At 67.7% G+C, this 15,067-nt stretch carries 12 protein-coding genes; 9 read left to right on the top strand and 3 right to left on the bottom strand.

Going from position 1 to position 15,067, the window contains the following annotated elements; translation table 11 throughout:
- Positions 1 to 3 precede the first annotated feature (3 nt).
- The gene (locus G6N20_RS07175; RefSeq protein WP_179961522.1) at positions 4 to 600 is read right to left on the bottom strand and encodes a (2Fe-2S)-binding protein; all 597 of its coding nucleotides are present in this window, start codon (positions 598 to 600) and stop codon (positions 4 to 6) included.
- A gap of 298 nt (positions 601 to 898) precedes the next feature.
- Here G6N20_RS07175 and G6N20_RS07170 point away from each other — a divergent pair, with 298 nt between their 5' ends.
- The 4 genes from G6N20_RS07170 to G6N20_RS07155 all read left to right on the top strand — a co-directional run bounded on the left by G6N20_RS07170 (position 899) and on the right by G6N20_RS07155 (position 6,195).
- Positions 899 to 2,332: a serine/threonine-protein kinase gene (locus G6N20_RS07170; RefSeq protein ID WP_083046460.1), complete on the top strand. Its 1,434-nt coding sequence runs from the start codon at positions 899 to 901 to the stop codon at positions 2,330 to 2,332.
- 72 nt (positions 2,333 to 2,404) lie between these two features.
- Positions 2,405 to 5,014 (top strand): FHA domain-containing protein, encoded by a 2,610-nt coding sequence (locus G6N20_RS07165; protein ID WP_276004263.1) that lies wholly within the window; start codon positions 2,405 to 2,407, stop codon positions 5,012 to 5,014.
- Between the two features lie 52 nt (positions 5,015 to 5,066).
- The gene (locus G6N20_RS21085) at positions 5,067 to 5,456 is read left to right on the top strand and encodes a hypothetical protein (RefSeq protein WP_232065453.1); all 390 of its coding nucleotides are present in this window, start codon (positions 5,067 to 5,069) and stop codon (positions 5,454 to 5,456) included.
- A 64-nt stretch (positions 5,457 to 5,520) separates the two neighbouring features.
- Entirely contained in the window at positions 5,521 to 6,195 is a 675-nt protein-coding gene (locus tag G6N20_RS07155; RefSeq protein ID WP_083046370.1) for a hypothetical protein, read from the top strand.
- A gap of 156 nt (positions 6,196 to 6,351) precedes the next feature.
- Here the strand turns inward: G6N20_RS07155 and fadD1 are convergent, their stop codons facing one another.
- Together fadD1 and G6N20_RS07145 are read right to left on the bottom strand one after the other, a co-directional pair.
- Positions 6,352 to 7,953, bottom strand: coding sequence for a fatty-acid--CoA ligase FadD1 (gene fadD1, locus G6N20_RS07150; protein WP_083046458.1), 1,602 nt, complete (start codon positions 7,951 to 7,953; stop codon positions 6,352 to 6,354).
- Entirely contained in the window at positions 7,950 to 8,594 is a 645-nt protein-coding gene (locus tag G6N20_RS07145) for a TetR/AcrR family transcriptional regulator (RefSeq protein WP_083046457.1), read from the bottom strand. The genes fadD1 and G6N20_RS07145 overlap by 4 nt, the downstream gene beginning before the upstream one ends.
- Before the next feature lie 113 nt (positions 8,595 to 8,707).
- Between G6N20_RS07145 and G6N20_RS07140 the strand changes: the two genes are divergently transcribed.
- The 5 genes from G6N20_RS07140 to G6N20_RS07120 all read left to right on the top strand — a co-directional run bounded on the left by G6N20_RS07140 (position 8,708) and on the right by G6N20_RS07120 (position 15,058).
- A complete protein-coding gene (locus tag G6N20_RS07140) occupies positions 8,708 to 9,958 on the top strand; it encodes a hypothetical protein (RefSeq protein ID WP_083046369.1) in 1,251 nt (416 codons plus the stop codon).
- A gap of 490 nt (positions 9,959 to 10,448) precedes the next feature.
- Positions 10,449 to 10,625, top strand: coding sequence for a hypothetical protein (locus G6N20_RS07135; protein ID WP_158084740.1), 177 nt, complete (start codon positions 10,449 to 10,451; stop codon positions 10,623 to 10,625).
- A gap of 142 nt (positions 10,626 to 10,767) precedes the next feature.
- Positions 10,768 to 12,774 (top strand): PPE family protein, encoded by a 2,007-nt coding sequence (locus G6N20_RS07130; RefSeq protein ID WP_083046368.1) that lies wholly within the window; start codon positions 10,768 to 10,770, stop codon positions 12,772 to 12,774.
- A gap of 51 nt (positions 12,775 to 12,825) precedes the next feature.
- Entirely contained in the window at positions 12,826 to 14,061 is a 1,236-nt protein-coding gene (locus tag G6N20_RS07125; RefSeq protein WP_083046367.1) for an FAD-dependent oxidoreductase, read from the top strand.
- Positions 14,054 to 15,058 (top strand): Gfo/Idh/MocA family protein, encoded by a 1,005-nt coding sequence (locus tag G6N20_RS07120; RefSeq protein ID WP_083046456.1) that lies wholly within the window; start codon positions 14,054 to 14,056, stop codon positions 15,056 to 15,058. The genes G6N20_RS07125 and G6N20_RS07120 overlap by 8 nt, the downstream gene beginning before the upstream one ends.
- Positions 15,059 to 15,067: the final 9 nt, after the last annotated feature.

Raw genomic sequence — 15,067 nt, 5'->3', positions numbered from 1 at the left:
AATCTAGAGGGTCCGCGCCGCGGCCGCGATGGCGGCGACGATGTTGGGGTAGGCTCCGCAGCGACAGATGTTGCCGCTCATCCACTCTCGTATTTCCGCCGCCGAGCCCGTGTGTCCTTCCGCGATACAGCCGACCCCGGACATGATCTGGCCGGGCGTGCAGTAGCCGCACTGGAAGGCGTCCTCATCGATGAACGCCTGTTGCAGCGGATGGAGACTGCCGTGTGCCGCCAAACCCTCAATGGTGGTGATCTTCGCGCCGTCGTGCATGACCGCCAGCGTCAGGCACGAGATGATCCGGCGACCGTCGACCAGCACTGTGCATGCGCCGCACGCGCCGTGGTCGCAGCCCTTCTTCGTTCCGGGCAGTCCCGCGCGCTCGCGCAGCATGTCCAGCAGCGACGTGCGGTTGTCGACGGCAATTTCTCGATGCTCACCGTTGATCTCGGCTCGCACCACGGCGGTGCAACTTTCGTCGTGGCCGGTGCGCTCAGATCCGGCAACGGTAGTGACGGCGGCGACGGCGCCGCCCAGGGCGACCGAGGTGCCCACGAAGGTCCGGCGGTTGAGCTGCAAACCGCGGGTGTCGCTGGCGCTCACGGTGCGGATCCAGGCTTAGATGCACCCGGTGACGGTGATACACCGTCCAAGATTCGGGCAAACGCTGACATTTGGCAGCGCAGGAGACGGATAGTCCTCGGGCAAGGGGGCGTAGTCGGCCGGCGGCGGGGCATTGGGACCGATCGCCAGGGCAGCCGACGGTTGTTTGCAAGGACTCATCGCGATCTCCTCACCGTCGCCTGGGCTGGCAACGAATTATATCCGCGCCCATCGCGACAGTGAGCCGGCCAACTCTGATTTTCGACCTCGACCAGGCTCAGCGGCTACGATGCGGTCCATGCCGCTCGCGGAAGGTGCGACGTTCGCCGGCTATACCATCGTCCGACAGCTGGGATCCGGCGGGATGGGCGAGGTTTACCTGGCCCGGCACCCGAGGCTGCCCAGGGAAGATGTGCTCAAGGTGCTCAAGGCCGAGGTGTCAGCCGATCGTGAGTATCGGGAACGGTTCCACCGCGAGGCCAACGCCGCCGCCTCGTTGTGGCACCCGCACATCGTCGCCGTGCACGATCGCGGCGAGACGGACGGCCAGCTGTGGATCGACATGGACTTCGTCGATGGCACCGACGCCGGAAGGTTACTGCGGGACCGTTATCCCGACGGGATGCCCGGTCCCGAGGTCATTGCGATCATCACCGCGGTCGCCGAAGCGCTGGATTACGCCCACGAACACAAGCTGCTGCACCGCGACGTCAAACCGGCCAATATCCTGATTGCCCAACCCGAATCCCCGGATCGTCGAGTGCTGTTGGCCGACTTCGGGATCGCGGGCTGGGTGGGTGAAGCCAGCGGATTGACCGCCACCAACATGACGGTGGGAACCGTGGCCTACGCGGCTCCCGAACAGCTGATGGGCAGCGACCTCGACGGGCGGGCCGACCAATACGCGCTGGCCGCGACCGCATTCCAACTGCTGACCGGGTCCCCACCATTCCAGCACTCGAACCCGGCCGTGGTAATCAGCCAGCACCTGAGCGCGTTGCCGCCGGCCATCGGCGATCGCCGTCCCGGACTGGCCCAACTCGATCCGGTCTTCGCCAAGGCGCTGGCCAAGGACCCCAAGGATCGCTACCTGCGGTGCATCGACTTCGCACGGGCGCTCGGCCATCATCTGGGCGGTGCTGGCGATCCCGACGACACCAGCCTCTCCCTGCCGGTGGCGGGGGCCCCCGCATCCAGACGGTCCGTGACGCGGCCCGCGGTCGTCGTCCCCGCGGTGCTGGCGATCCTGCTGGTCATTGCGATCGCTGTGGCGCTGCGGGAGTTCCGGCGCGCCGACGACGAGCAGGCCGCGCTGTCCTCGCCAACGCCGACCACCACGGCCGGCACCACCTCGCCGGCCCCTCCCGCCACGTCGCCGGCAACAACAACGCAGACAACCGCGACCACTTCCGCGGCCGCGGCCACCTCGCCAACGACGTCGGCGGCACCGGCCCCCGTCGTCATCGGCGCGGTGTGTACCCCGATCGGCAGCACCGGCGTCACCAAGACCGGCGCGACCGCCTACTGCGCGACGTTGCAGGGCACCAGCACCACCATCTGGTCGCTCACCGCGGGCACCGTTGCCACACCGACCATCACCGTCACCGCCGAGCCGACCGAGACGCCGCTGCCCACCGAACAAGAATCGCCGATACGGATCTGCATGCAGCAGACCGGCCAGACCCGACGGGAATGCCGCGAGGAAATCCGCAGGAGCAACGGTTGGCCGTAGTTTGAGTGCGGGGGCGCCCCGTTCCCACCGCAGACAGGGCGGCGCTTGCCGGTCCCGATACAGTTGGTGCTGATGACCCAAACAGCCGCCCCGCCTGCGCTGACCGTGCGGTACGACGGAGCCGAGCGTACCTTCGCAGCCGGCCACGATGTCGTGATCGGGCGTGACCTGCGGGCGGACGTCCGCGTCGCGCACCCGTTGATCTCCCGGGTACACCTGCTGCTGCGCTTCGACCAGGGCCGATGGATCGCGATCGACAACGGCAGTCTCAACGGGCTGTACGTCAACAACCGCCGGGTGTCGTCCGTGGACATCCAGGACGGCCAGCGGGTCAACATCGGCAACCCCGACGGTCCGGCGCTGGAATTCGCGCTGGGCCGCCACCAGGGCTCGGTCGGGCGTCCGCCACCGACCACGGCGATGGTGCTGCCGCCCCAGCTCAGCGGGCCACGCCCGGCCCAGGGCCCGCCGCCGACCGGCGCGCCGTGGGCCGGCCCGCCCGCACAGCAGCCGCCGCCCACGACGCGGCTGCCGGGGCAACCGCCCAGCGGGCCACAGCCGCGATACCCGGCCGGCGGGCAGCCAGGTCGACCGCCCAGCGGACCGCAGATCTATCGGCCGCCAACCGGGGAACCCCTGCCGTCGGGTCCCGCGGTATCCCCGGCTCCCGCGGTGGCTCCGCGCGGCGGCACCGAGGCGAGCAACATCGGCACGTCGATGCTGAAGATCCTGCGCCCGGGCAGAGGCGTGGGGGAGTTGCCGCCGGGTGCGATCAAGGTCGGTCGGGCCGACGACAACGACATCGTCATTCCCGAGGTACTGGCGTCACGTCACCACGCGACCCTGGTCCCGACCCCGGCCGGCACCGAGATCCGGGACAACCGCAGCATCAACGGCACCTTCGTCAACGGCATCCGGGTCGACTCGGCGCTACTGCACGAGGGCGACGTCGTCACGATCGGCAACATCGACCTGGTCTTCGCCGACGGGACGCTGGTGCGCCGCGAGGAAAGCTTGCTGGAAACCCGCACCGGCGGGCTAGATGTGCGCGGGGTGACGTGGACGATCGAGGGCAACAAGACGCTGCTGGACAACATTTCGATGGCCGCGCGCCCCGGGATGCTGACGGCCGTCATCGGTCCGTCGGGCGCGGGCAAGTCGACTTTCGCCAGGTTGGTGGCCGGTTACACGCAGCCGAGCAGTGGCACGGTGGCGTTCGAGGGACACAACGTGCACGCCGAATATGCCTCGCTGCGCAGCAGGATCGGCATGGTGCCGCAGGACGACGTGGTGCACGGCCAGCTGACGGTGAAACAGGCGCTGATGTATGCCGCCGAGCTGCGGCTGCCGCCGGACACCACCAAGGAAGACCGCGAACAGGTGGTCGCCCGGGTGCTCGAGGAACTCGAGATGTCCAAGCACCTCGACACCCGCGTCGACAAGCTGTCGGGCGGTCAGCGCAAACGTGCGTCGGTGGCGCTGGAGTTGCTGACCGGGCCGTCGCTGCTGATCCTCGACGAGCCGACGTCCGGTCTGGATCCCGCGCTGGACCGGCAGGTCATGACCATGTTGCGGCAGCTGGCCGACGCCGGCCGGGTGGTGCTGGTGGTCACCCACTCGCTGACCTACCTCGACGTTTGTGACCAGGTTCTGCTGCTCGCCCCCGGCGGCAAGACCGCGTTCTGCGGGCCGCCCAGCCAGATCGGCCCGGCCATGGGCACCACGAACTGGGCCGACATCTTCAGCACGGTCGCCGACGACCCGGACGCGGCCCAGGCGCGGTACCTGGCGCACACGGGTCCGCCCCCGCCGGCACCACCGGTTCAGCAACCCACCGAGCTGGGCGATCCGGCGCACACCAGCCTGGCCCGGCAGTTCTCCACGATCGCCCGCCGGCAGCTGCGGTTGATCGTCTCCGACCGGGGCTACTTCGTCTTTCTTGCGCTGTTGCCGTTCATCATGGGGTCGTTGTCGATGTCGGTACCCGGCCACGTCGGCTTCGGTACCCCAAACCCCTTGGGCGATGCGCCCAACGAGCCGGGGCAGATCCTGGTGCTGCTCAATGTGGGCGCGGTGTTCATGGGGACCGCGCTGACCATTCGCGACCTGATCGGTGAGCGGGCGATCTTCCGGCGAGAGCAGGCGGTGGGGCTGTCCACCAGCGCCTACCTATTGGCGAAGGTCTTCGTCTACACCGTGTTCGCCGTCGTTCAGTCCGCGATCGTGACCATCATCGTGCTGATCGGCAAGGGCGGCCCGACACAGGGCGCGGTGGTGTTGGGCAAGCCTGGTCTGGAGCTGTTCACCGACGTCGCTCTCACCTGCGTCGCTTCGGCGATGCTCGGGTTGGCGTTGTCGGCCGTTGCCAAGTCCAACGAGCAGATCATGCCCCTGCTGGTGGTGGCTGTCATGTCGCAGCTGGTGTTCTCCGGCGGCATGATCCCCGTCACCGGGCGCATCGCGCTCGACCAGATGTCCTGGGCCACTCCGGCGCGATGGGGCTTTGCGGCCTCGGCATCCACCATCGACCTGACCAAACTGGTGCCCGGTCCGTTGACCCCCAAGGATTCACACTGGCGTCACGAGCCCGGCGCCTGGTGGTTCGACATGGCGATGCTGGCCGTCATCAGCGTCGTCTACCTGGGCTTCGTGCGCTGGAAGATTCGGCTGAAGGGCGGCTGATCCCTCGGGTTTGTCGACGGCAGGTGAGCCGGTCCCGTCATGATCAACGCTCGTGGCCGGCAGAGTCTCATCCGAGCTGGAGTCGCCGGCCAACCTGGCGGCGGGCATCATCGAAGCGCCGCGGCCGCGGGAATGGATCAAAAGCGTAACAGTGGTTGGTGCCCCTCTGGCCACCATCGGCGCCGGTCACGACTCCCGAGATGTCTGCTACTACAAGGCGATCAGGGGCGCCGGGGTGTTTGCCGATTCAGGAGCCACCGCGCCGCCGCTGATCGGTGCCGGCATCGAGCACAACCGCGGCGAGATCCCCGTGGCTCCGCCGCGCCAGCGGTTGCTGGCGCAGTTCGCGGTGAACGCTCCCGAGGTCGCCTCGCGCCTTGCCGGAGACATCCCGGGCAGGGCCGCCGACGCGGTCGCGGCCGGCCCGGCCGACAACCGCTGAACCGAATGGCCGGGCGCGCTGACACCGGGCTCCACTCGGGGCGCACTGATGGCATCCTGGCCTGGTGGGGCTGCTGTTTCGGGTGATCGAGCTGCTGGTGCTGATCGTGCCGCTCATCGGCGTGCTGTATGCCGGCATCAGGGCGTTCTCCGCATTCACCAAGCGGCTCGCCGAGGCGCCCGGCCGTCCCACACCGGACGGTCTCGCCGAGCCAAGCGGCGCGACCATCGCAAACGACGCGGCACAGTGGCGGGCGATCAAACGCGCGGTCGAGGCGCACGAGCGCACCGATGCGCGCTGGTTGGAGTACGAGCTCGACCCCGCCAAGCTGCTGGACTTCCCGGTGATGACCGATATGCGGGAACCGCTGACGACGGGCTTTCACAGGGCCAAACTGAGGGCCGATTTCCACAAGCCACTTCGTGCCGAGGATCTGCTCGACGACCCGCGGGCCGCTCGCCAGTACCTCGACGCGGTCGAAAGCTATGTGACCGCGTTCAACGCCGCCGAAGCAGAGGCGATGCGCAGGCGCCGAAGCGACTTCTCGCGAGAGGACCGGCAGCGGATTGCGCGAGCCCAGAACCTGCTGCGGGTCGCGTCAGACACCGCCGCGACACCCCAGGAACGCGAGCGCGCGTATGGTCTGGCGCGCAGCGAACTCGACGGCCTCATCGTGCTGCCGGGCACCACCCGAGCGAGCATCGAGCGCGGAATCGCCGGCGAGATCGAGGCCTCCTGACTGGGCCGCTTCTGTGCCGGCGTGTGCCCACCGCGCGCTCTGTCCGCCGACTGGGAATCCTGCTTCGCGACACGCCGATGCGACGTCGTCAGATTCACAGTGGCCGCTCCGCCGAGTCATCTCGCCCGTCATGAGAGCCCCATCGTGCGATGAGCATCAGTTGGACCTCACGCCGTCGCGCGCCACGATCCGGTACATTGTCCCGCGTTCCTCGCGTTCCCACAGGGTTTCGTCCTCGCCGATGTCGGTTGCTTGGGCAATCAGCTGGCGTTTGAGCACCTTGTGGGTGGCGGTGCAGGGCAGGTCGGCCGTGATGCGAACGTATCGTGGCCAGGCCTTGGGGGACAGGTCGGGCTGCGCGTCGAGGAAGGCTTGGAACGAGTCGGGGTCCAACGCCTGACCCTCTTGCGGGACGATCGCCGCCATCACCTGATCACCGACCCGCGCATCGGCCACGGCGTACACCGCCACCCGGTTGATAGCGTCGTGGCGCAACAGGATTCGCTCGATCGGTGCCGCCGCCAGGTTCTCGCCGTCCACCCTCATCCAGTCGGCGGTGCGGCCGGCGAGGTAGATCCAGCCCTCGCAGTCTCGGTAGGCGAGATCGCCCGACCAGTACATGCCGTGGCGCATGCGTGCGGCGTTGGCCTCGGGGTCGTTGTAATAGCCGGTGAAAAAACCCGAGCCCGCCGTGTTGACCAGCTCACCCACGGCTTCGTCGGCATTGGCGAGTGCGCCGTGCTCGTCAAAGCGGGCGACGGCGCACTCGGCGACGGTGTCGCTGTGGTAGACCGCCACCCCCGGCATCCCCCTACCGATCGAGCCGGGCGGGGTGCCCGGTTCGCGTATCACGATCACCGCGTTCTCGGTCGAGCCGAAGCCGTCTTCGACGTGCACGCCGAAGCGACGCGAGAAGGCCTCGATGTCCTTGTCGTTGGCCTCGTTTCCGAAGGCCACCCGCAGCGGGTTGTCGGCGTCGTCGTGGCGTTCCGGGGTGGCCAGGATGTAGGCGAGCGGCTTGCCGACGTAGTTCATATAGGTGGCGTGGTAACGGCGGACGTCCTCGAGGAATTTGGTCGCCGAGAACTTCGCCGGCACGATGGCCGCGCCGGAGACCACCGCCGGCGCCCAGCCCGCGACGACGGCGTTGGAGTGAAACAGCGGCATGGACACATAGCAGGTGTCGTGCGGGGTGAGGGCGAAGCGCTCGGTCAGGCTGCGACCGGCGAAGGCCGGCATGAGGTGTGACACCAGCACCGCCTTGGGATCGCCGCTGGTTCCGGACGTGAAGATCATCATGAACGGGTCCATCATGTCGACCTGCCGGTAGGGGACCAAGGCGCCGGCACCGGCGACCATGTCGGCCCACCGCGGGGTGGAGGTGTCCAGCACCTGCGTATCCGTTAAGTCCAAATCGTCCAGCAGCGGTCGATGTTCGGCGTCGGTCACGAGGATCTGGACGTCCGCGCGCCGGATATCGGCGGCCAGCGACTGACCCCGCCGCGTGGTGTTCAGACCGCACAGCACGTAGCCGCCCAGCCCGGCGGCGGCCAGCTGGGTCAGCATCTCAGGGGTGTTACCCAGCAGGCTGGCGACGTGCATCGGCCGGCCCGGATCGGCCGCCGCGATGAGAACCGCGGCCCGGGCCGCCGACTCCGCCAGATACTCCCGCCAGGTCCATTGCAGGTCAAGGTATTTCACCGCGACTGCGGGATCGGACAGGCGCCGCCGCAGCAGGGCTTGAATCGTTTCGGTCATCGGATCCATCCATTGGCGTCGACACCATGCCGGTCGAGGTAGCCGCTCAGGATCTCTACCAGGACACGCCGGTCGTCGGCCGTGTCGACGGGCCGGGGCATGATCAACTGGGTGGCGATCATTCCCCGTAACGCGGTCAGCAGGTGTCCGCCGATGGCTGCGCTTTGGGTGGGATCGAGGTCGTGGCCGATCGTCTCGCCCAGCGTGGTGAACGTCTTCGCCAGCCGGCTGAGATGCCCCGCCGCGGCCGCTCCACGTGTGGCACGGGTTCCGATCAGGATCTCGTTGGCGGCCCGCGACGTCGGGCTGGACGTCGCCCGCCAGGCCGCGGTCACCACCGCCTCCACTCGGTCCCGCGTCGGCGTGTCCGGTGTCGCCGGCGGCAACGACCCCAGTGCGTCCAGCAGTTCGTCGAACCCCTGGTCGACGACCGCCATGAGCAAGCCGTCGCGGTCCCCGAAATGGTACTGAATCACCCCCCAGGTGACGCCCGCTTTGTCGGCGATGTGCCGACCGCTGGCCGCCGCGATGCCTTCGTTCAGCACGATCTCGACGGTGACGTCGATGGCCAGGGCGCGAGTGCGTTCGGCCCGCGCCTGATTGCCATGGGCGGGCCGGGTCGGAGCGACTCGTCGTGACATCACCATAAGGTCACCACATCCGAGTCATCGCCCGACGGGCAACCCGGCCACCGCGGTTTGACCATAAACATTGCACTTGTTATGTTATATCGAGCGCCGTGAGGGGAAGTCACATGCCATACGACGGACTGACACGGCCCGAGCTCGCCCGACTGGTGCCCGAACTCCTGCTGTGCGGCCACCTGATCGACCGCAGCGGAATGGGACACGTCCTGGCCGAATTCGGGCAATCCGGCATGACCCAGGTCGCCATCGAGGAATGGCTGGGCGCCAGCCCCGTCTACACCCGGCGCATGCGGGCGGCCTTCGGGCTCACCGGGGACACGGTCGCCGACATCTTCAAAATGATGCAGCTCGACATCGGCGCGCCGCCGCAGTTCATGGACTTCCGGTACTCGGTGATCGACGACCGCCACGGCGAGTTCCACCTGGACCACTGCGGAGCGCTGCTGGACGTGGAGCCCCTCGGTGAGGCGGCGGTGAAGCAGATGTGTCACGACGTGGAGGACCCCACCTTCGAGGCGACCGCGATCGCCACCAATCCGCGCGCCCGATTCCGCCCCGTTCATCGCCCGCCCCGGGTTCCGGCCGGTCGCCACCCGCACTGCGCGTGGACGGTCAGCATCGATCCGCACAACCAAGCGCTACCGTTGCCCAGGCAGGCCGAGATCATCGCCGCCACGGCGGCGGCCAACGTGGAGTTGTCCGCGATCGACCCGACGGCGGAGGGCATCGCCGACTACCGCGGACCGCTGACCAACGATGTGCAGTTCCATCAGTGGTCACGGTCGGCGCTTGTCCGGATGGCCGAAGAGGTGGCGCTGCAACATCATCTCTTGTCGTTGTCCTTTGCTTTGGCGTTGCGGGACCGATGCGGCCCCGACCGTGCCACCGATCTGTTGCGCAAGCAGTTCACCGGGATCGCCGGGGTGGCGGCGGCACGGCTGCGTCGTTGCCTGAACGCCGGCACCCGCGCCGCGGATCTGGCCCGCGTGCTGCGGCTGCATCCCGCGTTGAATCCGCCGCAGTACACCACAATTGGGGTCGCGGTGCGCGATACCGGGGCCGTCCAGGTCCGGCTGCCCGCGGATTCGCCCGCGATGCGTGATCGTGGCTGGGTGTCGACGGTCGACGCCGAGCACTGCGAACCGCTGGAGGCGCTCGCCGTCGGCGTCGACCCGCGCTGGAACCGGCTGAGCGCCCACCGCGATGGCGGCGACCTGGTCGTCGAGATCCGCCGGTCGCGGGAGCCGGTGCGGCCACGCGTCGAGGTCGCGATGACCGCGTTCTCCAAGGGCGCCACCTTCGACTTCGCCAACCGGGCAAACCCGTTACGGTTGACGCCTGTACGGCAGCAGGCCTAAGAACCGCAGCGCGACGGCGGTGGGGTGCGCGCTTCTGCGGGCGCGCGCCTCATTCGAACGACATTTGTCCAGATATTTGACACCAGAGGGCGGTGGCTTGCACGGCGTACAGAAATGTCAAATTACTTGACTTCCGTTGTCCAAATAATTGACTTCAGGGCGCGCCCAGTCGAATTCTGAATGGCCATTCCGGCGGGTGCTACGCGGCCCCGTCAGTAACTGCGCAGCCGGGTCTGAAGGCCCGGCTGCGGCTCCACCGTCCGCTCGCCTTCGGCGGACGCTGAAATTCTAATTTGCTTTATTACCAAGGTGATTGCTGGTGGACATCGACGTGGTGAAGCGAGGCTTCGCTTACCCGCCCGACGCTCCGCGGAGGTGGTACCAAAAATGTCGGCTGTTTCTCATTATTGGTCGACGAAAGGGTTGTGCCGATGCTAACATCTGGCCGCATCCATTCTTATGTTGCACCGTCAGTTGAAAGGAGCGGTCGATGAGCGCCAACAGCAGAATTGGTCGAGTGAAAGTCCGCACACTGGTGGTGCTGGGCGCCGTAGTCGCGGCAGTCGGCCTGACCGGCGCTTCATGCGTGTCGGTCCCCGGCGTGCAGCCGGGTGCGGCAGATCTGCCCGGAATGGCGATCGAGGCGCCAACGGGCACCGGCGTCTGACCGAGCGCTCTCGATCGCACGCACTCGCACCCGGCGTGGGCTGTTTCGAGCCAGCCGGCATCGGGGGTGCGTTCGGGGATGCGCGACCGTTCAGGCTTTGTCCCGCTTTCGGTAAGGGCTCGGCTGAGGAAGACGCCTTGTGATGCTTGCGAATTATGCGGTGCTGCCGCCGGAGGTCAATTCGGCGCGGGCGCTCGCCGGCGCGGGATCGGAGCCGATGCTGGCGGCGGCGGCCGGCTGGGATCGGTTGGCCGACGAGTTGCGGGCCGCGGCAACCGCATTCGGCTCGGTGACCTCGGGGTTGACGAGCGACCGGTGGCAAGGGTCGGCGGCGGTGGCGATGGCCGACGCGGCTGCGCCCTATGTCGGCTGGCTCAGCACGTCGGCGGCCCACGCGACGGGAGCGGCCGGTCTGGCTCGGGCGGCGGCATTCGAGTTCGAAGCGGCGCTGGCCGCGACGGTGCACCCGGCGGCGGTGGCGGCCAATCGCACGCAGCTGGCGTCGCTGGTGGCCGCCAACCTGTTCGGGCAGAACGCGCCGGCGATCGCGGCCATCGATGCCCTGTATGAGCAGATGTGGGCCCAAGATGTGTCGGCGATGGCGTCGTATCATGCCGCGGCCGTGATGGTGGCAGCGCGGTTGGCGCCGTGGCAGCAACGGCTGCAGAGCATCCTGGAGGCCGCCACGATGCCGTGGCGCGTCCAGGCCGAGACGGTCGTTGCGGACACGGCCACGTCGAATATCGCGGTGGCCGACGCGATCCGCGAAACCGCCACCACGAACGCCGCTGCGGCACAGACCGTTGCGCAGGTCATGGGAGGCAGCGGCACCCCGCTGCCGTCGCCGGGCTATCTGCAGCGCGCCTACGACCTGTACATCAGTCGCAGCGTCCCGGGCGCCGTCACGCAGGCGCTGTTCACGCCGCAGGCCCTGTACCCCGTGGTGGCTATCAAGAACCTGACGTTCGACGCATCGGTGGCCCAGGGCGTCACAATCCTGCAGGATGCGATCCGCCAGCAGATCGCGGCCGGTAACAACGTCACCGTGTTCGGCTATTCGCAGAGCGCCACGATCTCCTCACTGGCGATGGCCAACCTTGCGGCTTCCGCCAACCCACCGACGCCAGACCAGCTGTCCTTCACGCTGATCGGCAATCCCAACAACCCGAACGGTGGCGTCGCCACCCGGTTCCCCGGGGTGTCATTTCCGAGCCTCGGCGTGACGGCCACCGGTGCTACTCCGGACAACCTGTACCCGACCAAGATCTACACCATCGAATACGACGGCGTGGCCGACTTCCCGCGGTACCCGATCAACGTGGTGTCAACCCTGAACGCCATCTTGGGTGCCTATTATGTGCACTCCAACTACTTCCTACTCACGCCCGAACAGCTCGATTCGGCGGCGCCGTTGACCAACACGGTGGGCCCCACCATGACGGAGTACTACATCATTCCGACCAAGAACCTGCCGCTGCTGGAACCGTTGCGCTCGCTGCCCGTGCTCGGCAGCCCGCTCGCCGACCTGGTCCAACCGAATATGAGGGTGATCGTCAACCTGGGCTACGGCGACCCGGCCTACGGCTATTCGACCTCGGCGCCCAATGTTGCCACCCCGTTCGGTTTGTTCCCGGAGGTCAGCCCGGTCACCGTGGCACACGCGCTGGCCGCCGGGACCCAACAGGGATTGAGCGATTTCGCACACGGCGTGAGCAACCTTGCCTTGCCGCAGACGGACCTGCCGAACCTGCTGACTTCGCCCCTGGGTGCGACACCCAATGCCTCGCCGGGCCCGGGTGCACCGCCCCCGGCCATCTCGATTGACAGCGTCATCGATGACCTGCAAGCGGCCAACACAACCATCGCCAACACGATGACGAAGGTGGCCGCAACGAGCTACGCGACGATGCTGCCAACGGCCGACATCGCGAACGCGGCGGTAACCACCGTGCCGTCCTACAACATCAACCTCTTCCTGGACGGCATCCGGCAAGCCGGGCACGGTGATCCCATGGGGCTCGTCAACGCGGTCGGCTACCCGATCGCCGCCGACGTGGCAATAGTCACCGCGGCGGGCGCTCTGGAAATTCTCATCTTCATCAACGCGGCGAGAGCCATCGGCGGTGAAATCTCGGGGCTGGTCGGGTAACCGTCGAGACAGCCCCGGGTGACAATGCCCACCCTCTATGCTTAGGCGCTAATGGCAGAGACAACCACGTGCGCGATTGTCGGCGGCGGCCCGGCGGGAATGGTCCTTGGGTTGTTGCTGGCTCGAGCGGGCGTGCAGGTCACCCTGTTGGAGAAGCACGGTGACTTCCTGCGCGATTTCCGCGGCGACACCGTCCATCCGAGCACCATGCGGCTGCTGGACGAGCTGGGCCTGTGGGAGCGGTTCGCGGCCTTGCCCTACACCGAGGTCCGCAAGGCGACGTTTGAATCGAACGGCCGCTCGGTCACCTACGTCGACTTCGGGCGACTCAGGCAGCCCCATCCCTACGTCGCGATGGTGCCGCAGTGGGACCTGCTGAACCTGCTCGCCGAGGCCGCCGCAGCGGAGCCGAGCTTCACCCTACGGATGCGCACCGAGGTCACCGGGCTATTGCATGAGGCGGGCAGGGTCACCGGGGTGCGCTACCAAGCACCCGACGGCCCCGGTGAACTGCGGGCAGAGTTGACGGTGGCGTGCGACGGGCGGTGGTCGATCGCCCGGCACGAAGCCGGCCTGAAGACGCGCGAGTACCCGGTGAACTTCGATGTGTGGTGGTTCAAGCTGCCGCGTGAAGCCGGTGTGGAGTTCTCCTTCCTGCCCCGAGTTGGCTCGGGCAAGGCCCTTGGGGTGATCCCGCGCGAGGGCTATTTCCAGATCGCCTACCTCGGACCCAAGGGCAGCGACCCGCAGTTGCGCGCTCGGGGGATCGAGGAGTTTCGCCGCGAGGTGGGCGAACTGCTGCCGGAAGCGATCACCTCGGTGGCGGCGCTGGAGTCCATGGACGACGTCAAGCACCTCGACGTCCGGGTGAACCGGCTGCGTCGCTGGCACATTGACGGGCTGCTGTGCATTGGTGATGCGGCGCACGCGATGTCCCCGGTGGGCGGCGTCGGCATCAACCTGGCGGTCCAGGACGCGGTGGCGGCCGCGACCATCCTGGCCGAGCCGCTGCGGCAGCATCGAGTCACCGATCGCGACTTGGCGGCCATCCGTCGCCGCCGCGCATTTCCCACCGCGGTGACCCAATTGGTGCAACGGATGCTGCAGCGAAGACTGGTCGGCCCACTGCTCCAAGGCAAGGATCCCACCCCTCCGGCGTCCCTGCTCCGCGTGCTGGAACGGCTGCCGTGGTTAGCCATGGTGCCCGCCTATTTCATCGGCGTCGGGGTCCGGCCCGAGCGTGCGCCCGCATTCGCCCGCCGCGGACCCGACCACCCCGATGGCTAGGCCTGGACACGGTGCCCCGCTGCGGATCGGCATTCTGGGTGCAGCCCGGATCGCGCCATTGGCGCTGATCGGTCCCGCGAAGGGAAACGTCGAAGTGATGGTGGCCGCGGTGGCGGCGCGCGACCCGTCGCGTGCCCGGGCGTTCGCCGCCAAACATGGCATCAGCCGGGTGCACGACAGCTACCAGACGCTGATCGCCGACCCCACCCTGGACGCCGTGTACAACCCGCTGCCCAACGGGTTGCATGGCCGCTGGACCCGAGCCGCGCTGGCCGCCGGCAAACACGTGCTGTGCGAAAAGCCGTTCACCGCCAACGCCGCCGAAGCCCGCGAGATCGCCGACCTGGCCGCGACGTCGGATCGGGTGGTGATGGAAGCTTTTCACTACCGCTACCATCCGCTGGCCTTGCGAATTGAGCAGATCATCGCCTCCGGCGAACTGGGCACCCTGGTGCGGGTGGAGACGTCCATGTGCTTCCCGCTGCCGAAGTTCTCCGACATCCGCTACGACTTCTCGCTCGCCGGCGGCGCGTTGATGGATGCTGGCTGCTACGCCGTCCACATGGCCCGTACGTTCGGCGGTGCCACACCGGACGTCGTTTCCGCGCGCGCCAAATTGCGGACTGCGGAGGTCGACCGGGCCATGACGGCCGAGTTGCAGTTCACGGCTGGGCACACCGGCCGGGTCCGCTGCTCGATGTGGTCGTCGACTCTGGTGAACATGAGTGCCCGCGTGATCGGCGAGCGTGGCGAGCTGCGGGTGCTCAATCCCGTTGTGCCGCAGCTGTTTCATCGGCTCACAGTGCGGTCGGCGACAGGCAAACGGGTGGAGCGCTTTCCGCGGCGCCCCTCCTACGCCTACCAGCTGGACGCGTTCGCCGCCGCGGTGCTGCGCGGTGAAGCGGTGAAGACGCCACCGGATGACGCCGTCCAGAACATGACCGTGATCGACGCGATCTACTCGGCCGCCGGTCTCCCACTTCGCCGGCCATGCTGACCAGCATCC

Source organism: Mycobacterium shinjukuense (genome assembly GCF_010730055.1).
GTDB lineage: Bacteria > Actinomycetota > Actinomycetes > Mycobacteriales > Mycobacteriaceae > Mycobacterium > Mycobacterium shinjukuense.
This window is presented reverse-complemented; position numbering and strand designations above follow the sequence as displayed.